General features: G+C 58.6%; 24 protein-coding genes. 14 read left to right on the top strand and 10 right to left on the bottom strand.

The window, feature by feature from the left end:
* Positions 1-104 precede the first annotated feature (104 nt).
* The gene (gene lpxD / locus BLS30_RS03485) at positions 105-1,154 is read left to right on the top strand and encodes a UDP-3-O-(3-hydroxymyristoyl)glucosamine N-acyltransferase (RefSeq protein ID WP_046477567.1); all 1,050 of its coding nucleotides are present in this window, start codon (positions 105-107) and stop codon (positions 1,152-1,154) included.
* A gap of 166 nt (positions 1,155-1,320) precedes the next feature.
* Positions 1,321-3,066, top strand: coding sequence for a L,D-transpeptidase family protein (locus tag BLS30_RS03480; RefSeq protein WP_090226613.1), 1,746 nt, complete (start codon positions 1,321-1,323; stop codon positions 3,064-3,066).
* Positions 3,067-3,075: 9 nt separating this feature from the next.
* Here the strand turns inward: BLS30_RS03480 and BLS30_RS03475 are convergent, their stop codons facing one another.
* Entirely contained in the window at positions 3,076-6,867 is a 3,792-nt protein-coding gene (locus tag BLS30_RS03475) for an AAA family ATPase (RefSeq protein WP_090226610.1), read from the bottom strand.
* A 3-nt stretch (positions 6,868-6,870) separates the two neighbouring features.
* Positions 6,871-8,115: an exonuclease SbcCD subunit D gene (locus BLS30_RS03470; protein WP_090226608.1), complete on the bottom strand. Its 1,245-nt coding sequence runs from the start codon at positions 8,113-8,115 to the stop codon at positions 6,871-6,873.
* Between the two features lie 304 nt (positions 8,116-8,419).
* Between BLS30_RS03470 and BLS30_RS03465 the strand changes: the two genes are divergently transcribed.
* Positions 8,420-9,706, top strand: a complete 1,287-nt coding sequence (locus BLS30_RS03465; protein WP_046480086.1) for a glycosyltransferase — start codon at positions 8,420-8,422, stop codon at positions 9,704-9,706.
* A 12-nt stretch (positions 9,707-9,718) separates the two neighbouring features.
* Positions 9,719-10,363 carry a LysE family translocator gene (locus tag BLS30_RS03460; RefSeq protein ID WP_090226605.1) on the top strand — a complete coding sequence of 215 codons (645 nt, stop codon included), beginning with the start codon at positions 9,719-9,721 and terminating at the stop codon, positions 10,361-10,363.
* A gap of 38 nt (positions 10,364-10,401) precedes the next feature.
* On the opposite strand, the gene BLS30_RS03455 is transcribed toward BLS30_RS03460, so the two are convergent.
* The gene (locus tag BLS30_RS03455; RefSeq protein WP_046477574.1) at positions 10,402-10,773 is read right to left on the bottom strand and encodes a Crp/Fnr family transcriptional regulator; all 372 of its coding nucleotides are present in this window, start codon (positions 10,771-10,773) and stop codon (positions 10,402-10,404) included.
* 112 nt (positions 10,774-10,885) lie between these two features.
* Here BLS30_RS03455 and BLS30_RS03450 point away from each other — a divergent pair, with 112 nt between their 5' ends.
* Positions 10,886-11,212 (top strand): c-type cytochrome, encoded by a 327-nt coding sequence (locus tag BLS30_RS03450; RefSeq protein ID WP_046477576.1) that lies wholly within the window; start codon positions 10,886-10,888, stop codon positions 11,210-11,212.
* A 9-nt stretch (positions 11,213-11,221) separates the two neighbouring features.
* On the opposite strand, the gene BLS30_RS03445 is transcribed toward BLS30_RS03450, so the two are convergent.
* From BLS30_RS03445 to hslV, 4 genes are all read right to left on the bottom strand, one after another.
* Positions 11,222-12,157 carry an AEC family transporter gene (locus tag BLS30_RS03445; RefSeq protein ID WP_090226603.1) on the bottom strand — a complete coding sequence of 312 codons (936 nt, stop codon included), beginning with the start codon at positions 12,155-12,157 and terminating at the stop codon, positions 11,222-11,224.
* 76 nt (positions 12,158-12,233) lie between these two features.
* Positions 12,234-13,547, bottom strand: coding sequence for an ATP-dependent protease ATPase subunit HslU (hslU, locus tag BLS30_RS03440; RefSeq protein ID WP_090226600.1), 1,314 nt, complete (start codon positions 13,545-13,547; stop codon positions 12,234-12,236).
* A 39-nt stretch (positions 13,548-13,586) separates the two neighbouring features.
* Positions 13,587-13,916: a DMT family transporter gene (locus tag BLS30_RS03435; protein WP_046477581.1), complete on the bottom strand. Its 330-nt coding sequence runs from the start codon at positions 13,914-13,916 to the stop codon at positions 13,587-13,589.
* Between the two features lie 34 nt (positions 13,917-13,950).
* Complete coding sequence (gene hslV, locus BLS30_RS03430; RefSeq protein WP_090226597.1) at positions 13,951-14,490, bottom strand: ATP-dependent protease subunit HslV; 540 nt, start codon at positions 14,488-14,490, stop codon at positions 13,951-13,953.
* Between the two features lie 186 nt (positions 14,491-14,676).
* Here hslV and hisB point away from each other — a divergent pair, with 186 nt between their 5' ends.
* The 3 genes from hisB to hisH are packed head-to-tail and all read left to right on the top strand — an operon-like array spanning position 14,677 to position 16,549.
* Positions 14,677-15,285: an imidazoleglycerol-phosphate dehydratase HisB gene (gene hisB / locus BLS30_RS03425; RefSeq protein ID WP_090226594.1), complete on the top strand. Its 609-nt coding sequence runs from the start codon at positions 14,677-14,679 to the stop codon at positions 15,283-15,285.
* Positions 15,282-15,887, top strand: a complete 606-nt coding sequence (locus tag BLS30_RS03420) for a DUF2628 domain-containing protein (RefSeq protein ID WP_090226591.1) — start codon at positions 15,282-15,284, stop codon at positions 15,885-15,887. The genes hisB and BLS30_RS03420 overlap by 4 nt, the downstream gene beginning before the upstream one ends.
* Before the next feature lie 8 nt (positions 15,888-15,895).
* The gene (gene hisH, locus BLS30_RS03415; RefSeq protein WP_090226588.1) at positions 15,896-16,549 is read left to right on the top strand and encodes an imidazole glycerol phosphate synthase subunit HisH; all 654 of its coding nucleotides are present in this window, start codon (positions 15,896-15,898) and stop codon (positions 16,547-16,549) included.
* On the opposite strand, the gene BLS30_RS03410 is transcribed toward hisH, so the two are convergent.
* Both BLS30_RS03410 and BLS30_RS03405 read right to left on the bottom strand, forming a co-directional pair.
* Positions 16,533-16,931, bottom strand: coding sequence for a hypothetical protein (locus tag BLS30_RS03410; protein WP_052743759.1), 399 nt, complete (start codon positions 16,929-16,931; stop codon positions 16,533-16,535). The genes hisH and BLS30_RS03410 overlap by 17 nt on opposite strands.
* 161 nt (positions 16,932-17,092) lie before the next feature.
* Entirely contained in the window at positions 17,093-17,410 is a 318-nt protein-coding gene (locus BLS30_RS03405) for a hypothetical protein (protein ID WP_046477590.1), read from the bottom strand.
* 163 nt (positions 17,411-17,573) lie between these two features.
* On the opposite strand from BLS30_RS03405, the gene hisA reads away from it, so the two are divergent.
* The 5 genes from hisA to BLS30_RS03380 all read left to right on the top strand — a co-directional run bounded on the left by hisA (position 17,574) and on the right by BLS30_RS03380 (position 20,958).
* Entirely contained in the window at positions 17,574-18,302 is a 729-nt protein-coding gene (hisA, locus tag BLS30_RS03400) for a 1-(5-phosphoribosyl)-5-[(5-phosphoribosylamino)methylideneamino]imidazole-4-carboxamide isomerase (protein ID WP_090226585.1), read from the top strand.
* A gap of 124 nt (positions 18,303-18,426) precedes the next feature.
* Positions 18,427-18,852: a hypothetical protein gene (locus BLS30_RS03395; RefSeq protein ID WP_090226582.1), complete on the top strand. Its 426-nt coding sequence runs from the start codon at positions 18,427-18,429 to the stop codon at positions 18,850-18,852.
* Positions 18,853-19,006: 154 nt separating this feature from the next.
* The gene (locus tag BLS30_RS03390; RefSeq protein ID WP_170832401.1) at positions 19,007-19,369 is read left to right on the top strand and encodes a DMT family protein; all 363 of its coding nucleotides are present in this window, start codon (positions 19,007-19,009) and stop codon (positions 19,367-19,369) included.
* A gap of 15 nt (positions 19,370-19,384) precedes the next feature.
* Positions 19,385-20,167, top strand: coding sequence for an imidazole glycerol phosphate synthase subunit HisF (gene hisF / locus BLS30_RS03385; protein WP_090226579.1), 783 nt, complete (start codon positions 19,385-19,387; stop codon positions 20,165-20,167).
* Positions 20,168-20,514: 347 nt separating this feature from the next.
* Entirely contained in the window at positions 20,515-20,958 is a 444-nt protein-coding gene (locus BLS30_RS03380; protein ID WP_046477599.1) for a penta-EF hand family protein, read from the top strand.
* Positions 20,959-21,059: 101 nt separating this feature from the next.
* Here the strand turns inward: BLS30_RS03380 and nth are convergent, their stop codons facing one another.
* A complete protein-coding gene (gene nth, locus BLS30_RS03375) occupies positions 21,060-21,830 on the bottom strand; it encodes an endonuclease III (protein WP_046477601.1) in 771 nt (256 codons plus the stop codon).
* Positions 21,831-21,886: 56 nt separating this feature from the next.
* Between nth and BLS30_RS03370 the strand changes: the two genes are divergently transcribed.
* Positions 21,887-22,384 carry a DUF2244 domain-containing protein gene (locus BLS30_RS03370; RefSeq protein ID WP_090226576.1) on the top strand — a complete coding sequence of 166 codons (498 nt, stop codon included), beginning with the start codon at positions 21,887-21,889 and terminating at the stop codon, positions 22,382-22,384.
* Positions 22,385-22,386: the final 2 nt, after the last annotated feature.

Genomic DNA, 22,386 nt, shown 5'->3' with positions numbered 1-22,386 from the left:
TCAGCGGCATAGTAAGGTAATTGAAAAGTTGCACTGTGTAGGGGGAGAGGCGACGGAACTGCTCCTGTGCACGCGTCGCCATCCGTCCAAACGAAAGACACGGTATGCAACATCCCGGCTTTTTCGAGCGCGCCGGCCCATTTTCATTGCGTTCCATCGCGGATTGTGTGGAGGCTGACCTGGCTAATCCAGGGGACGCAACGCGCATGATAAGTGATGTGCGTTCGCTGCAGGATGCCGGTCCCGACGATCTCACGTTTCTAGACAATCGCAAGTATGCATCGCAGTTGGCCTCGACAAAGGCCGCGGCATGCTTGGTCGTGTCGAGTGCTGCTGACCAAGTCCCAATTGGAACCGTGGCGTTCATAACCCGGGCGCCATATCGGTCCTTCGCAAAAGCGCTGGCGATGTTTTATCCGGGGTCTCTGCGGCCCAAGCGTGTGGCTCCGCCAGCGGAAGGTGTAGCAGGCTATGTGCATCCCACGGCCGCCCTTTGTAACGATGTCGAGATCGAACAGGGAGCCGTCGTTGGCGCCGGCGCATCGATCGGTGCCGGCACTACGATCGCCAGTGGGGCTGTCATTGGGGAACGCGTTAGAATCGGAAGCGATTGCCAGATCGGCGCGTGCGCCTCGATCGGCCATGCCATCATAGGCGATCGCGTTATCGTCCATCCGGGTGTTCGAATTGGTCAGGATGGATTTGGTTTTGCGATGAGCGCCCAGGGGCACATCAAGGTTCCGCAGATTGGTTGTGTCGTTATTGGTGATGATGTCGAGATCGGCGCCAATACAACGATCGACCGAGGCTCACTAATGAATACGGTAATTGGTGAGGGGACGAAGATCGATAATCTCGTGCAGATCGGTCATAACGTCGTCATAGGCCGTCATTGCGTTATCGTGGCGCAATCCGGCATTGCCGGTTCGGCACAGTTGGGTGACTTCGTCGTAATGGGCGGACATTCTGGTGTGGTCGGGCACGTCAAGATTGGCGACGGCGCGCAGATCGCTGGCATGGCACATGTTAAGGACAACGTCCCCCCCGGCGCACGCATGGGCGGTACACCGGCGCGGCCTTTCAAGGAATGGGCACGCGAAATCGCCGCCATCAGGCGCCTGTCGCAGAAGGGTTTCAAACCGGAGGAAAAGTAACCTTCCCCACGGGTCCGCGAAAACCAAAGGTTATTCAACGCGACTACGGATGCCATATTTCGAAGTTCAAATATCTTTATTGTGACATAAAGTTTCGGTGCCGCTCTGGTGCCAACATCTGCTGGTGGGTAGGGGAGGGGGCTTGCACGGTTGCCCTACAAATTGAATGTCGAAGGACGAGATTGCTCCCAATAGGCCAGCATTGTTGTCGTTGGTCCTTGCTCTCAGTCTGACCATATGGTGCGGTCTGGTCCCATTCGCCGTCGCTGCACCGGAGCCCACCAGTCCAGTACCGCCCCAACCTGTGCCCGCAACGGAAGTCCGGCAACTTCCAGACGGTGAAATCACTTACCCAACCCCTGAAACATTCTCTGAAGCAGTCGAAGCCCTGCTCAGAAAGGAAGAGGGCGTACCCTTACCTGTACGCCAGCGCAAAGATGCGCTCCTAGCCTATTATGTGACTGAAGCTGCAGCTCCAATTTGGTGGCGCAATCCTGCGATGCGGGCCGACCTGATTAATGCGATGCGTCACGCTGAGGACGAGGGGTTGGGTGTTTCCGACTACCCCATAGAACCGCTCCAGCAATTACCGCAGAGGGATCGCTTTACGTTCGCTGTCGCAGCTGATCTCACCCATGCAGCGAGCATTGAGCTCTACTATTCCGCGTTCTTCTTGAAGTTTGCGTCCGACATCAAAGTTGGCCGCTTCTTGCCGACGAAAGTAGATTCAAAACTCTATTGGCAGAGCAAATCTATTGACCGGGTTGCCGCCCTGCGCCGGATAGCCGAACTCGGCAGCATGCAGAAGTTCATCGAAGTCTGGCAGCCCCAGGTACCCGGATATGCTGGATTGAAGCGCGCGCTGAAACACTATCGCGAGATTGAGAAGGCTGGGGGATGGCCGTTCGTTCAGCATGGAGAGGTGCTGAAACCCGGAATGACCGCTCCTCAAGTCACGGTACTGCGCGCGCGTCTCGGCGCCGTAGATCCGGCGGTGACAGCCGCCCCGCCCGGCGCAGAAACCCTTTACGACGACGCTTTACTGGCAGCGGTAAAGCGGTTCCAGGCGACGCACGGCCTCGACCCTGACGGGATTGTGGGCAAGCAGACGTTGTTTCAGCTCAACATCCCTGTTGAACAGCGCATCCGTCAGATAAAGCTGTCGATGGAGCGGTGGCGTTGGATGCCCGAAAATCTCGGCGACCACTATGTGATGGTCAACATTGCCGGATACGAATTAGTCCACATACGCAACGGTCAAAAGCAGGATCGGATGCGGGTCGTCGTTGGCAAACCTTATCATCAGACGCCGGTCTTCAGTGAGCGAATGACCTACGTCGAAATCAATCCATACTGGAATGTACCGCACTCAATCGCGGTGAATGAGGAACTCCCCAAATTACAAAGTCAGCCCGCCGCCGTTGCCGGCAAAGGCTTCGAAGTCATGGTCGGGGACACACCTACAAGCGTCATGTCCATTGATTGGAAGAAGTATAGCGCCAGCAATTTTCCTTTTCGCTTGAGGCAAAAGCCGGGCAACGGAAATGCGTTGGGGCGCGTCAAATTCATGTTTCCCAACCAGTTCAACGTCTACATGCATGACACCCCGGCGCGGGGGCTCTTTTCCTCGGCCGACCGTGCGCGCAGCCATGGATGCATACGGCTCGCGCGTCCTTTGGATATGGCAGAGCAAGTCCTCGCTCAGGCGCCAGGGTGGAGCCGCCAAAAAATCGACGAAGTCGTTGCCAAACAGGACCGCACCGTCGTCAGTCTAAAGCAGCCACTGGATGTCCACATCACGTACTCGACGGCATGGCGCGATGAGGATGGGGCAGTTCATTTCAGGCCGGACATCTACCAGCGCGACGCTAAGCTCCACCTCGCCCTGTTTGGAAAACCATCGCCGTATTGAGGCATGCCATCAGGCTTCGGCGAAAACCGCAAAGGCGCTGGCGTCGTTGAAACCCGCGTCGACGACGCGCACGACACCTCGCCCACCGCCACGTTTCTCGACGCGGATTTGCACAGCGATACGGTCAACCATCGCGGCGACGTGCGTGATCACACCGACCTTCCGGCCATGACCTTGCAACGTTTCCAAAGCATCGATGGCCATGTCGAGCGTTTCTGCATCGAGCGCTCCAAAGCCTTCATCGATGAAAAGCGTATCGACGAACGATTGCCGTCCTTCAAGCCCTGACAGAGCGAGCGCGAGGCCAAGCGAAACAAGAAAGCGCTCACCGCCTGACAGCGAACGCAGCGAGCGAACTTCATCACCCATATCGCGATCAATCACATGGAGCGCGAGATCCGATGTGGTGGCGCGCGCCAGCTGATACCGCGGGTTGAGCTCACTGATCTGTACATTGGCCAGCTGCACGAGCTGATCGAGCGTCACCCCCTGCGCGAAGCGACGGAATTTGTTGCCGTCGGCGGATCCGATTGCATCATCGACGCGCCGCCAGATCTCCAATTCCTCGCGTGCAGCTTCCAGCTGGCGACCAATATCTGCTGCATTGGCGCGCGCTTGGTTATCTTGCTTAAGCTCAGCCTGTATGGCTGCGACGCGGTTGCGGATGTCTTCGATTTCAGCGTTGAGCGTTGTCACAGCTTCTGTGAGTGCAAAAAGGTCCGTCTCTTCTTCCCGTTCGCCTTGGAGGCGCTCCACTTCCTGGCGGCGATGGGTAAGCGCAATCGTTGCTTCGGTGAGTTTGGTTTGGAGGGCATTGATCTGGCTGCGCAAAAGCTCGCGTTCCTCCTGTGAGATGGCGAGTAAGGCATAGATTTCGTCCCGATTCATAGCGGCGACGGAAATGGCGTTGGCGAAGACCTCCTGTGCCGTCGCGAAGTCTTGCACGGATGCATCAATAGCCCTGAGCGCTCCGTCCAGAAGAGCCTTACTGAGCTCAAGCTTCTTGTCTGCTTCTGAATGTGCTGCCTGAGCCGCCGAGAGAGCCACTTGCGCTTCTTTCGCAGCTTGGGTGAAACGTGCCCGATGCGTGTCGGTGGCTTCTCCGCCAAGCATCGACGCGCGCGCTGTCTTGGCTTCTTGGAGCCGCTGTTCACGTTGTGATTGCGCAAGCAGCGAGGAGCCGAGAGACGCCTTGGCCTTCTCCCATCCTAGGTGGATTTCCCTTTGCGACATCTCAAGCTTCTGCTGCTCAGCGTCAAGAGATGCGCGCGCATCCCGGAGCTTGGCGTATGAGGTCGCAAGGTCTGCGACGTGCTGCTGTGCAGCTAAGGAATCGCGGTCGAGATCGTCTAGCGCCAAGCCGGCAGTGCTAAGATAGGGAGTGAGTTCCCGAGCGATTGACGCGAGTTGTTCGGCCAGACTTGCAAGTTGCGTTTCCAGCTGTCCGCACTTTGCCCGAACGCTGGCCTTAGCATCTCTGTCTTTCTGGATTTGAGCGGCAACTCTTTCTGAATCTTCTGAGATCTCATCAAGCGTTTTCTGCAAAGCATCAGCCTCACCGCGCAAAGAAACCGCCTGCGCGAGGGGCTCTCGTAGACCGCGTTGGATGGCTTCAGCATCAGCTTTCAAACCGTCGAGCGCCGATGCCGCCTTTGCATCGATTCCGGGACCGATTGGAAGCGGCAGGTTCTCGGCCACGCAAAACTGGCTCAGTTGAGGAGCCAGCGCTTCGAACTTGTTCTGCGCGTCTAAGCATCTGGCCGTTGCGTCTTCACCACGTCGCGCTGCGACCTCACACTGAGCGCGCGCGCGCTCCTCCGCGCCTTGCCAGGTGGTTATATCTTTGGCTGTCGCGGCGATGGCTTGATCGAGCTCAGCACGCCGCGCACGCATCTGAGCCACCATCTCACCTTCGGGATGACCGGGTTCGGAATAGGGGTGGTCCAGGCCGCCACAAACGGGACAGGGCTGCCCGGTAATGAGGGCGCTCCGCAAGGCCACTGCGTGCTGCGATTGGGTTTTCTCGGCCAACTCGAACAGGCCGCTGACTTCGCTGCGCCGGGCCAGCCAGTCGGCATGTTGTGCTTGCGCCTCCCGGATCATGTCAGAGGCTTCTGCGAGCGCCTTTTCTTGCGCCAACCGCAGCACGTCCGCCTCAGAAACCGTCGCCGCCGCATCGCTGTGTTGGCGCGCGATTTCTCTGGCTTGCCGGAGAAGTTCGAGTCCATCGCGCAGCCGCGCATCGTGTTCGGAGAGAGACGTCTCATCGATCTGGGACAGAGCCTCGCGCAGCTCATTCAATTGAGCGGAAATCTGGCTGCGTCGGCTGGCGTATGCCGCGACTTCCTCCTCCGCCGCCGCAATCAAGGGCTGCAGGCGCGCATCTTCCTCTGTAGCCGAAAACAGCTCTTTTTTTGCAACGGCTTCCCGCCACCGGAGTTCGGCGCGGTCATCAATACGTGACGTGATATCTTCCAGCCGGTCCGCCAGCAACGCATGGGTCGAACGCGTCTCCAGCTCATTCAGCGTCTGCGCAAGTTGCTCGTTGAGCCCTGAACGCTGAACCTCGATCTTCTCGTGATCCCAAGCGCAGGCATCGGCCTGCCGTTGGGCCTGCGCGACCGCCGCCTGCGCAGCTTCAAGCTCGCTTGCAGCGTTAGCGATTTGGCTATCAGCTTGCTCGGCTTCACGCCAAAGAGGTGTGAATTTTTCGACGTCTGCATCAGCCTTTGTGGAGGCTTCGGACGCCTCTTTGAGTGCGCGCGCAGCAGATGCTGCATTTTGCTCAGATTGCCGTACCGCCACTTCGCAAAGTTCGGCGTGACGCCGAGCCTCGGCCAACTTGCGTTCGGACAACCGCTCCGCTTCGGCCTTAGCTCGCAATGGTTCGGCCGCATCGAGGCGTTCGAGCCGCGCAATATCGTCCCGGGCTTCGTCCAAACGCTGTTTCGCTGCGGCAAGTCCGGTTTCGGCGTTGTGCGCTTGTGCGCGCGCATCCTTCAGCCGCTCAGCGTGCTTTAGACGCTCGGTGAGGTCCTTCAGTTGGACACTTTGGCTCTCGCTTAAAGCGCTACGTTCCGCGAGTTCGCTTTCCAGCTTTGTGCGTACGTCCTCTTCCATCAAGCCGATGTCGGCACGTCTTTGTTCGAGAGCCTTCGTTTCGTTGGCCCTTTCTTTCGTGCCGGAGTTCACCTGTTCCGAGATTCGCCCGTAAATCTCGGTCCCGGTAATTTTCTCGAGAAGCTCCGCGCGCTCGTTTTCGGCAGCGAGCAGGAACGCGTCGAACTCACCCTGCGCAAGCAGAACCGTGCGCCGGAACTGCGCAAACGTGAGTTCGGTACACGCCTCGACGGCTTGGGAAACGTCCTTCTGCCCCGTCGCAATCGAGCTGCCGTCTTCGAGGGAATCAAGCCTGCGTTCGGCGTTCTGCAGATTGCCATCCGCTTTTCCACGTGCGCGTCGGACTTCCCATCGCGCGCGGTATTGCTTGCCATCCTGTCCAAGAAAATCGACCTCGGCATAACCTTGGGCGGCGCCGCGACGGAGGATCGCGCGTGCATCTTTCGCGGTTATGTCTCTGCCGCTGGGATCTCTGACGGACTCGAGTTTGTCGATCGAGACACGCGGAAACTGCCCATAGAGCGCCAGACACAGCGCATCGAGGATCGTCGATTTGCCGGCCCCGGTATCACCGGTGATCGCAAAGAGACCTGCGCTCGCGAGTGGCTCTGCCCTAAGGTCAATCTCGAATTCGTCTGCAAGGCTGGCGAGGTTCGCGCCGCGGATGGCCAGAATACGCATGGTTCAAACCTCCGCATTCGCATTGGCGAGCGCACGATGGAAGACATCGCGATGGGACGCGTCGGGCTCTCCTCCGTGGGTCCGCTGAAACGCAGTGACAAACAAATCTTCAGGAGCCCGTTCTGAAAGGCGCACGATGGGGCCGCTCGCAACAGTGTCCATCGGGGCGTCAGGACGCGGGCTGACCTTGAGATCGACGAGCCGCACAGGAAAGCTCTCGGCAACCCGATCTGCTTCAGCGCGGAAACCAGCGCTCAAACCTTCGTGGTTCAGCCGCACATGCACGAACGGACGTTGATTGATGGGAAGGTCCGGGTCCAGATCAAGGGCCTTAAAATGATCGCCGAGGTCGTCGAGCCGGATGTCTCCCTTTTCCGGCAAGCGCAAAAACGGAACGGGGCGCGTCAGTTCAATATGCTCGATTGACGTCACACCGCGATCACCGAGCGTCAAAAGCGTAACGCCGTGGCGATAGGGTTGCTCGGTGGCAGAAAGCGGAATGAGCGAGCCACTGTAGCGCACGCGATCGCCTTTGAAGGTTTGCGGCTTATGCAAATGCCCGAGCGCGACATAACAGGCATCCGCCGGAAATATATCTGGGGCTACGGCATGCTGTCCGCCGACCAGAATGCGTCGTTCCGCGCCTTCGGATTCGGTGCCACCCGCCACATGAAGATGCCCGGTCATAACCAGGGGCAATCCGCGCGTTATCGGCCGCGCCGCATCCATCAAGTCTTCATAGAGAGCCTGGGTCGCACGTGCGATGGACGAACCGTCTTCCTCTTTTTGGCGAGGTAACGTCGGAAGACATGCCGGCGTCGGATAGGAGACGGCGAGCACATGCGCCGCGATCTCGCCGGTCGTCGAAGGTAGCGGTACCACATGCCGCGCGATGTCAATCTGCCCGTTGATGCGTCGAACGTTGCCGACAACGTGCACGCCAATCCCGCCAAGGAGGACGCGCGGTGCTTCCAATCGGCCTGCCGCATCGTGATTTCCTGCGGTCACGACGATGCGCAGGCTCGGCCGTGCTTGATGTAACTTAACGAGGGTCTCATAAAACAGCCGCTGCGCCTCTCCAGAAGGGTTCTGACTATCGAACACGTCGCCGGCGATGATCAGCGCATCGACCTCACGTTCGGTGACGATCCCGACAAGCTCGTCGAGCACGGCGCGATGCTCATGATCGCGTGCATACCCTCGCAGCGTCTGCCCGATGTGCCAGTCAGCTGTGTGAATGATCCGCATAAGCCCTCTTGAAGCTACGTCCGACGAAAGCCCCCGTCTCTGCAGCAAGCGATTCAAGGAGAGAACAAAACAGAAACATGACGAAAAATTGGCGCTAAATCAAGCCCCTCACTCCTGTTCTTCCCAACTGTCTTTGCCTAAGCCGATGATTTCAGGGTTCACACGAGCGCACGCCTCCTAAGGCGCAGATACACCAAGCTGATGCAACTATTCAGGAAGCCTACGCACAGGTTTTAATCCCAGTTCGGCCTAATCACGCGTATATGAGGCTGTGGAGTCGCAGCAACCTCAAGCGGCCGTGGCAATGAACATCCTGATCTTTACATTCGGATCTCGTGGAGATGTGCAGCCGTACGTGGCGTTGGGCACGGCTCTGCGTCGTGGCGGACACCAAGTTTGTTTGTCGACCGGCCAGGGTTTCGACGACATGATTGCCGCGCATGGCCTCACCGCAGCGCCATTGAGCATCAATTATCGCGAACTCATCGATACGCCTGAAGCGCAGGCGGCCTTTCGCTCGATGTCCGGAAAATTCCGCGCCATGCGGGCTTTCAAGGATGTCGTTTGCGAACAATTCCGGGAAATGTGGGAACTCTCGCGCGAAGTCCGTCCGGATGTCATCATCTACCATCCCAAGGGTTTCATCGCACAGGACATAGCAGCAGCGCTGGGCGCGGTCGCCATCCCCACAACCTTACAGCCCAGTTATGTGGCGACGAGCGAGTTTCCCAATCCGTTCCTGCCATTCACGAACCTTGGTGCGTTCGGTAACAAGCTCTCGCACCATTTTATCGAGCGGCTAACGTTTTGGGCGCAGCGCAATATGGAAGGCCGTTGGCGAAAGGAAATGCCGGCACGCGCCAACAGCACGAGCCGCGGCACATTCTTCGGCGGCCACGATCCGGAGGGCCGAACGGTCCCGCGGCTGCACGGGTATAGTTCTATAATCGTCAATCGCCCCAGGGATTGGACAGCCCGAGAACACATCACAGGCTATTGGTTTTTCGAACCCAATACGGACTGGGAGCCCGCGGAAGATCTGCACCGTTTTCTGGCGACCGGTCCACCGCCTGTCTATGTCGGCTTCGGCAGCATGCCGGCAGCGGATGCTCAATCCCAAACCGGTATGGTCATTGAAGCGCTCAGGCAGGCGGGCCAACGCGGCATACTCGCAACGGGGTGGGGTGGACTAAAGCCCTTGGCCGGCTCAGCCAACGACGTGCTTTTCCTCGATGTTGCCCCGCATGATTGGCTGTTCCAGCGCTGCGCGGCGGTCGTTCATCACGGCGGCGCCGGTACGACCCATGAGGGTTTGCGCTGGGGGCGCCCGACCGTCATCTGCCCGCTTGGTGTAGACCAGCCCTACTGGGGCCGCCGCGTGAATGCCTTGGGCGCAGGGCCGCCGCCTCTGCCGCAAAAGAGCTTGAATGTGGCCGATCTCTCCCGAGCCATCGGCGAGTCTCTGAAGCCCGGGACGGTCGCGCGCGCCGCAAAATTGGGTGAAGCCATCCGCGCCGAAGGAGGCGCGGATGCAGCAGCAGCCGTTGTGAACGGATTTGTTGTTGGGGCCGGTCGTCCCCATGCGAGTTAAGAGGGAGTTCAGATGGGGTGGATGGAAATCGCAAGCTTTGCGGTGGTTGCCGCCTTGCTCGTTATGTCTCCGGGACCCAACGGTCTCTTGATCGCTAAGACTGTCCCCTCTTCCGGACGCAGCGCCGGATTCGCTAACGTGGCGGGGTTCGTGGCGGCCTTCTATGTGCATGGGGCCCTGTCAATTCTCGGCATCTCCATAATTCTCGTACGCTCCGCCGAGGCCTTCTGGACCTTGAAGATGCTCGGAGCGGCCTATCTGATCTGGCTGGGCTTGAGAGCGCTGCGAGATGCCTGGCGCGGCCTGCCGCCGGTGCCTGTCACAGACGCCAGCAGAAGGCGCGCGATGTGGACTGCCTTTGCTGAAGGTTTTCTGACGAACGCGCTTAATCCTAAAGTTGCGATGTTCTATCTTGCGGCATTCCCGCAGTTCATTTCGGCGGCGAATGGGCTAACGCCGAGTTCGGTCGTGGACGTGACGCTTCTTCTGGTCACCATCCATGCCGCATTAAATGTTGTCTGGTTCTCTTCGATGATTGTGCTCTTTGCGCGTATGGCTGGGTTGGCACGTCGCGGCTCAATCCGCCGCTGGCTGAAGGCGGTCACTGGAGTGGTGTTCGTAGGCTTTGGAGTAAAGCTGGCGCTGTTGAGGACCTGACCCCACAAGCCTGCGAGAGCCGATAGCTTCGCTAAGCCTCACAATCGCGTATTCATGCGCCGTACACGGCTCGCCATTTGCCGCATCACGTAGAGCGAGAAGTGAGGATTGTTGCTCACCAGCTTTACGAATGCGTTCGTATCGATGACCGCGACTTCGGTAGCAGCCTTCGCGATGGCATCGGCGCTGCGGAGGGCGTGTTCAATTAAGGCCATCTCGCCGAATATGCCGTGCAGCCCAACGGTCTCCAGTACTGTTTGTCCAAGCGTGATGTCGACCTTCCCTTCGAGCACGACATACATTGCCTGTCCGGCCTCGCCTTCTTGAAAGATTTTCTCGCCCGCACGAAAGCGCTTGAGCGGGATAAGGAACTTTTCAAAAAATCCGAAATCGAATGGTACGTCGGTCATGCTACCCTCGTATGCCATTACCGAGTTGAGAATAGCGTCGGAACTGGTGAGTGTCTTCCGACTCCGTTACGAGTGCAGTCCCTACACTTAATCGGAAGCAGACGAGACGATTATGAGAGCTATCAAATACGTCGTTGCAGTAGTTGTGATGTTGACGGCTTCGCAAGCTTGGGCTGCTGAAGATGAGGACGTCACGAAAGGCAGGCAGCTGGCTGAGCGCCTGTGTTCCCGATGCCATGCTGTCGGACCTCAAGGAGATAGCCCCTTCGAACCGGCACCACCCTTCCGCGCGCTTGTAGAGAAATGGCCGGATACTGAAGTTCTGGCCGAGGCCCTGGCGGAAGGTATCAATGTCGGCCATCCTGCTATGCCGGAATTCGTGCTCCAGCCGCATGAGATTGGCGACCTTCTCAGCTATCTGGAAACGCTGAAGAAGTGATCTTCAGACTCATGCAGTCGGCGGAAAGATCAAAAAGAAGATGGCGAGCGTCAGAACGGACAAAAGCGTGCTGATGAGAATGACGGACGATGTCCGCGCCACGTAAATCCCGTAAGCTTGGGCCATCACGAAACTGCCAGACCCCGTCGGCAAAGCCGCCATCAGAACGGCGACGTTTGTCCAGAGCTGATCCATCGGGAAGAAGAAAAAGATCAGGGCTGCGGTGAGAACGGGCTGAAGCAGCAGCTTCATAGCCGTCATTGAAGACACTTCGCCGAGGCCCTCGCTCATCGGACGGCCCACAAGAAACAATCCGATAGAGAACAACGCACAAGGACCGGCTGCCGCGCCGAGGATGCGTGTGAAAGCTTCGACAGGCTCTGCCATGGCGACGCCGGTCGTGGCCCAGAGGCCGCCGAGAACCGGAGCCACGAACAGCGGATTTTTAAACAGTGCCACGAAGACGTCCCGGACGATCGCGCCTCTGTCGTCCTTCTGGCCGATTTCGATAAGCGTTGCCGCGATCCCAATGACAACCGCGGTATTGATGACCGTGGCGAGAATGGCGGGAAGGGCTGCGGCCTCGCCATAAGCCGTGATGGCGAGCGGTATCCCCATGTAGCCGGTGTTGCCATAAACGCAGTTCATTCCATGCATGCCGCCTTCAGCCAGACCGCGGCCGAAGAAAACGCGCGCAACCACAAGCGCGAGGGCCCAAATCAAGAGCAGCCCAATGATGTATGCGGCCAGGAAAGCGCCGTTGAACAGAACGGCGAGATCTACTTTCGCCATGGCGTGGAACAGGAACACCGGCAGCGCGACCCAGTAAACGAAGCGATTGAGCGCTTCGCTGCTATCGGGGCCAAGCAGCTTGAAATATCCGCTGAAATATCCGGCCGCGACAATGGCGAACACCGGAAATAGAACGTTGAGTATGGGTTCCATGAGGCGGGCGTAACCTCTGCGTTTGCGTCAATGGCAGGAAGGCTACCAGCCCGCCCCGATTGGCCGTACCCGTACTTTAGAGGATAAATTTTGAAAGGTCGGAATCTTTCGCGAGTTCCCCCACGTGCTTTTCAACGTAGCTCGCGTCAACCGTAACGGTTTCACCCGGTCGATCCGAAGCCTCGAAGGAAATGTTGTCCAGCACGCGCTCCATCACGGTTTGCAAACGCCGGGCCCCGATATTTTCCACGGACGAATTGACGGCCACCGCAGTGTCTGCCAGCGCGTCTATGGCGTCGTCGGTAAAGACGAGCGTCAAGTCCTCCGTCGCCATGAGCGCCACGTATTGCTTGATGAGGCTCGCCTCCGGCTCCGTGAGGATGCGCCGCATGTCGTCGCGGGTGAGGGCCGTCAACTCTACGCGGATAGGAAGACGTCCCTGCAACTCGGGCAACAGGTCAGAGGGCTTGGCGACGTGAAAAGCGCCTGACGCGATAAACAGGATATGGTCTGTCTTCACCGGACCATGCTTGGTTGCGACCGTCGTGCCTTCAATCAGTGGTAAGAGGTCGCGCTGTACGCCTTCGCGGCTGACATCCGCGCTTCCACGGCCGCCATCGCTGCGCGAGCAGATTTTATCGATCTCATCGAGAAACACGATCCCATTGTCCTCGACCGCTCGGATCGCTTCCTGCGTGATCTCCTCTGTATCGAGAAGACGATCGCTTTCCTCGGCGACAAGAATGTCATAGCTGTCCGCCACCATCACGCGCCGTTTCTTGGTGCGCCCTCCGAAGGCCTTGCCCAGCATGTCGCCGATATTTATGGCCCCGATCGAACTTCCAGGCTGACCCGGGATCTCGAACATCGGAAGGCCGCCTGAGGTGTCGGTCACTTCGATTTCGATTTCTTTGTCATTGAGTTCGTTGTTGCGCAGCCGCCGCCGAAAAGCTTCGCGAGTGGAGGATTGCGCACCTGGACCGACGAGGGCATCCAGCACGCGCTCTTCTGCCAACTTGTCAGCTTTTGCCCGCACTTCCTTGCGTTTGACTTCGCGCACCAAAGCGATGCCGACTTCGACCAGATCCCGGACTATGCTCTCTACGTCGCGGCCGACGTAGCCGACTTCTGTGAACTTGGTCGCTTCAACCTTCAGGAAGGGAGCGCCCGCGAGACGTGCCAAACGCCGAGAAATTTCGGTCTTACCCACGCCGGTTGGACCGATCATCAAGATATTCTTTGGCAGCACTTCGTCCTTTAACTCGCCGCTGAGCTGCTGACGCCGCCAGCGGTTCCGGAGTGCAATAGCGACAGCGCGTTTTGCATCGTTTTGCCCGACAATATAGCGATCGAGTTCAGAGACGATTTCGCGGGGAGAGAAGTTTGTCATCGCGTGGGATGTTACTCCTGAAAGGTGTGAGCCAGGCCGTCAGTGAGTTGAGGCCAGCTTTAATCCGATGATCGAAAAAACGAGCACGCCAAGCAGCGCCAGCCTTACCGTACCGGTTGGCTCGTCGTAAAAGGCTGCGCCGATCAATGCCGTTCCCGCTGCCCCGATGCCGGTCCACACCGCATACGCGGTGCCAAGCGGAATGGACTCGGTGCCCGAGATCGACCGTTGCAAAAGATAGAGACTTACGAGGCCGATGCCGATGAAGCCAAGTGTCGGCCACAACCGGGTCATTCCGTCAGTGTAGCGAAACAGAGTTGTTGCTACGATTTCACAGGCGCCCGCCGCCATTAGAAACAGCCAAGCCATGGCTTGTTTACTCCTCGTGTGAAGACGAATGCCTCTAAACGCTGGATTCGAGGCTCTCGACCACAACGTTGTCGTTTGTATAGACGCAGACCTCAGACGCGATCGCCATGCTTCGGCGGCATATGGTTTCTGCATCGAGCGGCTGATCCAGAAGCGCGCGCGCTGCGCACAACGCATAATGGCCGCCTGAGCCGATGCCCATCACATGCTTTTCCGGTTCAAGCACATCACCGGTTCCCGTGAGCACCAGAGTCGTTTCCTTATCGGCAACGATCATCATCGCCTCTAACCGCCGGAGATAGCGGTCGGTACGCCAATCCTTCGCGAGCTCCACGCACGCCCGCATAAGCTGGCCCGGATATTGCTCGAGTTTGGCTTCGAGACGTTCGAACAAGGTAAACGCGTCGGCGGTTGCACCGGCGAAACCGCCGATGACATCGCCTTTGCCAAGCCGCCGCACTTTGCGCGCGTTGGCCTTGATAATGGTCTGTCCAAGGCTGACCTGACCGTCGCCGGCGACGACGACTCGGCCATCCTTACGAACCGTAAGGATAGTTGTTGCATGCCACGACATGGTACTGGGGGGATCTTTCGGCTGATCGTTCATGAGAAGTTTAACGCGATTAGGGGAAACTGACGGGGAGTTTCAAGTGGCAGGCTAAGTAAGGCTGCCCCAGCATGTGGCCTAGAAGAGGTGGCCACAAGCTGATAAACGCTTCACAAACCCGATGCAATGAGCCGCTGAAGAGGGGCCTTTTCCGTGACTGCAAAGACCAGGCGCCAGGCGACAATCTCGCGCAATACTAAAGAAACCGAGATCACCGCGACCATTAACCTCGATGGTTCGGGGGCCTATGACATTGTGACAGGTATTGGTTTTCTCGATCACATGATCGAGCAACTCGCGCGGCATTCGCTGATCGATATCACCCTGCGCGCCAAGGGCGATCTTCACATCGACTACCACCACACCGCCGAAGACAGCGGTATCGTTCTAGGCCAGGCCTTTGCCGAAGCTCTGGGCGATAAGAAGGGCATCACCCGCTACGCCGACGTCCACCTGCCGATGGACGAGGCGTTGACCCGCGTTGCCGTCGACGTGTCTGGCCGTCCCTTTTTGGTTTGGAAGGTGAATTTCACCCGCGACAAGCTCGGCGAGATGGACACCGAGCTCTTCCGCGAGTGGTTCCAGGCGTTTGCGCAGAACGCAGGCATCACATGCCACGTTGAGAACCTTTACGGCGATAATAACCATCATATCGCCGAGACCTGTTACAAAGGGCTGGCGCGGGCTTTGCGGCAGGCAATCACTCTTGATCCGCGCCAGGAAGGCCGCGTCCCCTCAACGAAGGGAACGCTGACCGCATGATTCTATCGTTGTGGCGTTTGGGAGAGTCTTCGCGCGTGTTGGCTTTCACCGTACACGAACCGCCCAATCCCCCCGCCGCCTCCATCGAGCGGGCGGAACGGCTGGTGTTCACCAAAGACGGTTTCAGTTTTGCTGCGCTACTCCTCGGCCCGATCTGGCTCCTTTTGAACCGTATGTGGATCGTTTTGGCGATTTATGTCGTCATTGCTTTCGGGATCGGTGCGGTGCTGGAATTGCTCAAGGTCCCTCACATCTGGGCAACTTTGACCGGCTTGGCTTTGAACTTCCTCATTGCGTTGGAAGGGGATTCGCTGCGGCGTTGGACGTTGGAGCGGCGTGGCTGGCAACTCGTCGGCACCGTCGTCGGCCGCACAACCGCCGAATGCGAGCGTCGTTTCTTTGAGAACTGGCTTCCGGCACAATCGGCGCAGCGCGTGCAGCCCACATCGGTCGGGAGCGTTCCTGCGATGGCGCCTCTCTCGCCTGCGGCACACGATCTGGGTGCAGCCGCTGTCGAACCACCGCCGCTCCCCATGATGGTGCCCCCGCAGCAAGACGATAGCCAGGACCGCCGTTGGCGGCTGTTCGGCCGTAGAAACTGATCCACAGAATGCAAAACGCTGTCATTATCGACTATGGGTCCGGCAACCTGCACTCTGCCGGGAAGGCCCTGGAACGTGCCGCGCGCGAAAGCGGATCGGAGTTCCGTGTGCAAGTCACGGCCAAACCCGACGACGTCGCCGCTGCAGACCGTATCGTCCTGCCCGGTGTGGGGGCCTTCGCTGATTGCGTGAAGGGCCTCATCGCCGTTCCGGGTATGCGCGAAGCGCTCGAAAAGGCCGTTATTTCAGAGGGTAAGCCCTTCCTCGGCATCTGCGTTGGTATGCAGTTGCTCGCAACGCGCGGTCAGGAGTTCGGCGTGACGGAAGGCTTCGGCTGGATTCCGGGAGAGGTCCGCGCGTTGGAGCCGTCAGACCCCGCGCTCAAGATTCCGCATATGGGCTGGAATACGCTGAACGTGCTGCGCCCGCACCCGCTGCTGAAAGATATCGAAACGGGCCCGAACGGTTTGCACGCCTATTTCGTGCACTCCTATCATCTGGTCCCGGAGCGGCCTGATGATGTGGTTGCCGAGACCGACTACGGGGGGCCGGTCACGGCTATTGTTGGCAGGGACAATATCGTCGGCACGCAATTCCATCCGGAAAAGAGCCAGACGCTGGGCCTGAAATTGCTGGCCAACTTCCTCAGCTGGCGGCCCTGAAATCAGCGAGCGTTTCCTCGGCACCGCCAAAACCTTCGACGATCGCGTCAGCCTCTGCATCACGCTGCGAGAAGGCGACCACATTGGCGCCGGTCCCTTCGGCTGTCACTGCAGCAGCGGCGCCACGGCGGCGAAACCAGCGGATCGAGGTGTTGGTCAGCACGGCGGGATCTTCAACCGCTTGGATCAGAAGGCCGTCTTCGTCGCCGAGCAGCCAGCTCAACCGAGCTTCGATGTCTTCCTGCGAATCGTCCGTCGTCAAATACCAGATCTGTTCCAGTGGACGCGCCCACCGCACACCGAGACCCATGATGATTTCAGCGAGAGCGTGCTTCTTGGCGTTCGGATTGGCGAGGTCGTAGGAGATCAGATAAGTGCGCATCGCGGGCTTCCTTCGGGGGCGGGGGTTGGGCATTTACGCGATACTGAGAGATGTTCCGTGTTCGAAGAACGTAAAAAGAACATCTCATGAATCGCGGACCTCGTCCAGAGAAAGTTCAGGATTTGTTCTCAACGTTCTCAAGCACGCTGAGAGGCACGCAGTCACTCAAACAAACCCAGCTGCGCGGGATGGTTGTTCGAACGCGGAATGGACCGGTGATTGCCGAAGTCGACGCGGTCGATGAGTTCGGGATAGCGCTCTGCGAAGACCTTGCGCGCCCGCTCGCGGCTGGCCGGAAAGCGCCTCCCCTCCCAGATCTCGTAAAGCCGTCGCGGGTCGCAGTCATAGCGGCGCAGAATATCCACGCGCCGAACTCTCAGCCAGCGCGCAATCCAGATGTCGACAGCATCGGCTTCGCTAAGCGGCCCCTTAGGGGCTAGCGGGAACGAACTGACGCGAGACTCAAGCAGGGTGGACATGACTCGAACTTGCGGATGAACGAAAGACTGGTAAGAAGCGCTCGGAGTTGCTGACTTCGATCATGAATAAAGAAGAACAAAATAGCAATTCAATGACGGACGCTGCATATCGTGGCGCCAACTCAAGACACTCCAATCTCCCGAATAGCGAAGGCGAATCCCGGTGATCCTGTTTCCTGCCATCGACCTGAAAGACGGCCAATGCGTGCGGCTCAAGCTTGGCGAAATGGACGACGCGACCGTCTTCAATGACGATCCCGCGGCGCAAGCCCGCAGCTTCCAGGATCAGGGGTTTGAGTGGCTGCATATCGTCGATCTGAACGGCGCCTTCGCGGGCAAGCCGGTCAACGCACCCGCAGTCGACGCCATCCTGGCCGCTTTGACCATCCCGGCCCAGCTCGGTGGCGGTATTCGCGATATGGCCACCATCGAGGCCTGGCTGGAAAAGGGGATCAAGCGAGTGATCCTCGGAACGATTGCGGTGCGCAATCCCGACCTGGTCCGCGAAGCGTGTCGCGCGTTCCCGGGCCGCATCGCCGTAGGGATCGACGCCAAGGGCGGCAAGGTCGCCGTTGAAGGCTGGGCGGAGACGTCAGAATTGACCGCCATCGAATTGGCATCCCGCTTTGAAGATGCCGGTGTGGCGGCGATCATCTACACCGACATCGAACGCGACGGCGTGCTGAAGGGCCTCAACCTGCCCGCGACGGCCGAGCTTGCCCGTTCCACGACGATCCCCGTAATCGCGTCCGGCGGTCTGGCGTCCATTGAAGATGTGCGGGCCCTGCTCCAGCCGGAATACGCCATCCTTGCCGGCGCCATCACCGGCCGCGCTCTCTACGACGGCCGCATCGACCCGGCCGAAGCCTTGGCGCTTCTGAAGGCGGCGTGATCTAGAACGCCGGGCGGCGCGCACAATGAGCTGGAGGCTGATTGTTAAGTGCAATCGCATTAGACATCTGCCCGCGGACTGGCCGATCCGTGTCGCATCAATGAAGCGAAGAGGTTGGGGCAGAGTGATTTTTCAGTATTCAGCAGAAGTGTTCGCCGATGCATACGAAGGTGTTCGTTGTGCTCGGCTGGCCGTGGAGACTTATTTAGACAAAGCCATTGCTACTTCATCCAGTCTCTCGGGCCTGCCGGTAACAATACGCTATGTACCGATCGCCATGCCTGAAATCACGCGAGGGCGTTATCCCGAGCGCTCGAAGTTGCGCAAGAAGGAACGTCTGTATGACTGCGCGCCTCAGCTCGACTATGATGTCTTTGTTCGAGGGACCTTTGAACAGCAGCTTCGAGAGTACCTGCGGGGCTTTGCGTTGTCGGTGCCGTACTTGGCCGATCTCGGCGCTACCCAAGAGCAGATCGAAGAGTTTGAGGCGATCCTAGCGGATGCGGTTGAGCGCATCATCGCCGAAAGGCCAGAGCAAACGCGGCACTAACGGTCCTCGCTGGTTAGAAATTCGAGCCAACCCCGGCAAGGCAGCGCTGATCAGGCGACAACCACCTCCCGAAATCGTAAAGAATGACGCCGCCGCGGCGCTGACGCCAAGGCAAGCCGTCGCGGCATCCGTCTTCATCTCTCCTGGGGCACCCATGTCCAGCATTGCCATTCCGGCCAGCGTTGCGCCGATCCTGCTCCTGACAATCTCCAATATCTTCATGACGTTCGCCTGGTACGGCCACCTCAACTATAAGAGCTGGCCGCTGTGGCTCGTCGTGATTGCGAGCTGGGGCATAGCGTTTTTCGAATATTGCTTCGCAGTGCCCGCCAACCGGATTGGTCACGAAGTCTATTCGGCCGCTGAATTGAAGACGATCCAGGAAGTCATCACGCTCACCGTTTTCGCGGGCTTCTCGATCTGGTTTTTGAAAGAGCCGCTGACCATCAACCATGCCGTCGGCTTTGGTCTCATTATCGCTGGCGCCTTTTTTGTGTTCCACGGCCCGATCCGTTGAGGTATGCCCAGCTCCATGACCTTGAAAACGCGCATTATCCCTTGCCTGGACGTTCATGCTGGCCGTGTCGTCAAAGGCGTCAATTTCGTCGATCTCATCGATGCGGGCGATCCTGTCGAAGCCGCAGCTGCTTATGACGAGGCGGGCGCCGATGAGCTTTGCTTTCTCGACATCACCGCAAGCCACGAGAACCGCGACACGATTTTCGACATTGTCGAGCGTACGGCTGAGCGCTGCTTCATGCCGCTGACCGTCGGCGGCGGCGTGCGCACCGTGGAGGACATCCGCCGTTTGTTGGAAGCCGGTGCTGACAAAGTTTCGATTAACACCGCCGCCGTGACGAACCGCCAGTTCGTCAAAGAGGGGTCCGAAAAGTTCGGCGCGCAGTGCATCGTCGTCGCGATTGATGCTAAGAAGGTCAGCGGCCCCGACGAGTCCCCGCGCTGGCAAATTTTCACTCACGGAGGCCGTAAACCCACCGGCATCGATGCCATCGTCTTTGCCCGCGAAGTGGTCGATCTGGGCGCCGGCGAAATCCTTCTGACCTCCATGGACCGCGACGGCACTAAGGCGGGATTCGACATCGGCCTGACCCGCGCGGTGGCCGATGCTGTCAGCGTGCCGGTGATTGCTTCCGGCGGCGTAGGCACCTTGGAGCATCTGGTGGAGGGCGTGCGCGACGGACACGCGAGCGCCGTGCTTGCAGCTTCGATTTTCCACTTCGGAACATATTCCGTCGGCGAAGCGAAGCGTCACATGGCCGATGCCGGCCTCGCCATGCGCCTCGACGGGATTTGAACGCTCTCCACGTCATCCCGGCATTTATTGCCGGGATCCAACGTGCAGCTAAGCACGGCCTCTTGGGGCCCCAACCGAGTGCCGCGCTGCGCATTCTGGGATCCAATACGCGCGTTGTGAGTTGACACAACGCGGGGGCACATCGCGTGCAATCAACCTAGCTTAAGAGCCGTGTTCGATCACAGGATTGTCATCGAAAGGAAATGCGTGTTTGCCGAGAATCCGTGCACTGCGTCAGGATGCAGCACGGCAAAAACACAATCTGATTAGGTTACTTGGTATAGGAAAGCTCGCGCTCGGAATTAACGAATTGAGTGCAGTAAAAATTAGTTCAAGCGAGGCAACAAATGATCAGAAAGCTATCCATCGCCCTCAGCGCATGCTGCGCCGTTGCTGCGACGGTCGCCACAGTTTCTCCGGCCGCGGTCGCCAGCGAGCCCACCTTTGACGATCGGCGCGAAATTGCATGCTCGATTATCGCGAAGCACGATCGCGATCGCGACGGACGGCTGAACATTTTTGAAGCCAAGCGCGCGGGCAAGAAAGCTTTCAAGACCCTCGACACCAACGGTAACTGGACGCTTCAGTATCCGGAAGTGGGTAATCGCATCAGCCCGGCTGCCTTCGATCGTTACGATCGCATCAAGATTCGCGGCATGGACCGGATCGAGTGGACCCGACTTGTCAAAGCGCGTTTCCGCGCCGCGAGCCAGGATCGCCGTACGGTAACTTGTGATGATCTGCTGATGAGCCGCGAAGGCCGCGATCTCTTAGCCGTCATCTGGTACTAAGAATTTGCGTCCGAACGGACTGACGAACCATCAACGCCGGCTCAACCGAGCCGGCGTTTTTCGTTTTCTGCCCCAGCGGGGAGTACGAGCCGAATAAAGACCTAGGGAGCCGGTGTCTTATCCTCAAAGAGACACAGATCGCTGATGGGGCAGCGCCAGCATTCCGGCTTGCGAGCCTTGCAGAGATAGCGCCCATGCAGGATCAGCCAATGATGGGCTGCGACGCCGTATTCCTTAGGCACAACGCGCAACAGGTCGTCTTCGACAGCCAGAGGCGTCGTCCCGGCCGATAACCCGATGCGGCGCGCGACGCGATAGACGTGGGTGTCAACCGCCATGGTCGCAGCCCCGAAAGCGACGTTCATCACGACATTGGCCGTCTTGCGCCCCACGCCAGGGAGTGTCTCCAGTGCATCGCGGTCCTGCGGCACCTCGCCGCCGAATTCGTCAATCAACTTCTGGCTAAGAGCGATGACGTTTCGGGCTTTGTTGCGATAAAGTCCGATGGTTTTGATCGCTTCACGCACCCGGTCCTCTCCCAGAGCCAACATTTTCTCTGGCGTATCGGCGATCTTGAACAGGCTACGCGTGGCTTTGTTGACGCCAGCATCCGTGGCCTGTGCGGAAAGCACGACAGCGACCAGAAGCGTGAAGGGATTGGAATGCTCCAGCTCACCTTTTGGCTCGGGGGTAATCTCGTGAAAACGTTCAAAGACTTGTTTGATGGCGTCCGGCGACAGAAGTTTTACGCTGCTCTTCGAGCGCTTCGCGCTTTTGCCAGCCTTGCGGGAACTTTTACGTTCCGCTTGGGCTTTCTGCGTTACGGCCCGTCGGGGAGCGGGCTTGGCATCGCCCGGCATATCGGCTTTCATAGGGACTCCTGGGGCAGGTCCTTGAGGATGAGCGCTTAGGCGCGGATGAGACACTGATGACCGAAGCAGCATCGAAAAAGCAAGAGCCGGGGACGTTCAAAGCTGTGCTCTTCCCCTATCGGTCGCTTAGCCCGACCGGTTTCCTTATATTGATGACGCTGATCGGGATTACGAGTTTTTCGTTAGGTTTAGTCTTCGCCTTCATGGGGGCGTGGCCCGTTGTCGGCTTTTTCGGCCTCGACGCCTTGTTGATCTACTTCGCTTTCAAACTCAACTATCGCGCCGGCCGAGAATACGAGATGGTTGACCTAGATCCGCGTCAGCTTGTGCTGACACGTGTCGACCCCAAAGGACGCCGTGAGATCTTTGACTTCAATACCTACTGGGTCCGAGTCAACCTTCTTGAGGAACATGACGGCCGTACAAGCCTGTCATTGTCCTCCCACGGCAACGAGATCGTCTTCGGCAGTTTCCTGACAGACGATGAACGCAAGGATTTCGCCGTCGCATTACATGATGCCTTGTTGACGGCACGCACTGTGCGTCCGGCGTGAGC

Source organism: Filomicrobium insigne, assembly GCF_900104305.1.
GTDB lineage: Bacteria > Pseudomonadota > Alphaproteobacteria > Rhizobiales > Hyphomicrobiaceae > Filomicrobium > Filomicrobium insigne.
This window is presented reverse-complemented; position numbering and strand designations above follow the sequence as displayed.

What these genes read in the sequence shown, in the direction of transcription:
- lpxD (WP_046477567.1), top strand. Translation starts at nt 105, where the DNA reads ATGCAACATCCCGGCTTTTTCGAGCGCGCCGGCCCATTTTCATTGCGT.
- BLS30_RS03480 (WP_090226613.1), top strand. Translation starts at nt 1,321, where the DNA reads ATGTCGAAGGACGAGATTGCTCCCAATAGGCCAGCATTGTTGTCGTTG.
- BLS30_RS03475 (WP_090226610.1), bottom strand. Translation starts at nt 6,867, where the DNA reads ATGCGTATTCTGGCCATCCGCGGCGCGAACCTCGCCAGCCTTGCAGAC.
- BLS30_RS03470 (WP_090226608.1), bottom strand. Translation starts at nt 8,115, where the DNA reads ATGCGGATCATTCACACAGCTGACTGGCACATCGGGCAGACGCTGCGA.
- BLS30_RS03465 (WP_046480086.1), top strand. Translation starts at nt 8,420, where the DNA reads ATGAACATCCTGATCTTTACATTCGGATCTCGTGGAGATGTGCAGCCG.
- BLS30_RS03460 (WP_090226605.1), top strand. Translation starts at nt 9,719, where the DNA reads ATGGGGTGGATGGAAATCGCAAGCTTTGCGGTGGTTGCCGCCTTGCTC.
- BLS30_RS03455 (WP_046477574.1), bottom strand. Translation starts at nt 10,773, where the DNA reads ATGACCGACGTACCATTCGATTTCGGATTTTTTGAAAAGTTCCTTATC.
- BLS30_RS03450 (WP_046477576.1), top strand. Translation starts at nt 10,886, where the DNA reads ATGAGAGCTATCAAATACGTCGTTGCAGTAGTTGTGATGTTGACGGCT.
- BLS30_RS03445 (WP_090226603.1), bottom strand. Translation starts at nt 12,157, where the DNA reads ATGGAACCCATACTCAACGTTCTATTTCCGGTGTTCGCCATTGTCGCG.
- hslU (WP_090226600.1), bottom strand. Translation starts at nt 13,547, where the DNA reads ATGACAAACTTCTCTCCCCGCGAAATCGTCTCTGAACTCGATCGCTAT.
- BLS30_RS03435 (WP_046477581.1), bottom strand. Translation starts at nt 13,916, where the DNA reads ATGGCTTGGCTGTTTCTAATGGCGGCGGGCGCCTGTGAAATCGTAGCA.
- hslV (WP_090226597.1), bottom strand. Translation starts at nt 14,490, where the DNA reads ATGTCGTGGCATGCAACAACTATCCTTACGGTTCGTAAGGATGGCCGA.
- BLS30_RS03420 (WP_090226591.1), top strand. Translation starts at nt 15,282, where the DNA reads ATGATTCTATCGTTGTGGCGTTTGGGAGAGTCTTCGCGCGTGTTGGCT.
- hisH (WP_090226588.1), top strand. Translation starts at nt 15,896, where the DNA reads ATGCAAAACGCTGTCATTATCGACTATGGGTCCGGCAACCTGCACTCT.
- BLS30_RS03410 (WP_052743759.1), bottom strand. Translation starts at nt 16,931, where the DNA reads ATGCGCACTTATCTGATCTCCTACGACCTCGCCAATCCGAACGCCAAG.
- BLS30_RS03405 (WP_046477590.1), bottom strand. Translation starts at nt 17,410, where the DNA reads ATGTCCACCCTGCTTGAGTCTCGCGTCAGTTCGTTCCCGCTAGCCCCT.
- BLS30_RS03390 (WP_170832401.1), top strand. Translation starts at nt 19,007, where the DNA reads ATGTCCAGCATTGCCATTCCGGCCAGCGTTGCGCCGATCCTGCTCCTG.
- hisF (WP_090226579.1), top strand. Translation starts at nt 19,385, where the DNA reads ATGACCTTGAAAACGCGCATTATCCCTTGCCTGGACGTTCATGCTGGC.
- BLS30_RS03380 (WP_046477599.1), top strand. Translation starts at nt 20,515, where the DNA reads ATGATCAGAAAGCTATCCATCGCCCTCAGCGCATGCTGCGCCGTTGCT.
- nth (WP_046477601.1), bottom strand. Translation starts at nt 21,830, where the DNA reads ATGAAAGCCGATATGCCGGGCGATGCCAAGCCCGCTCCCCGACGGGCC.
- BLS30_RS03370 (WP_090226576.1), top strand. Translation starts at nt 21,887, where the DNA reads ATGACCGAAGCAGCATCGAAAAAGCAAGAGCCGGGGACGTTCAAAGCT.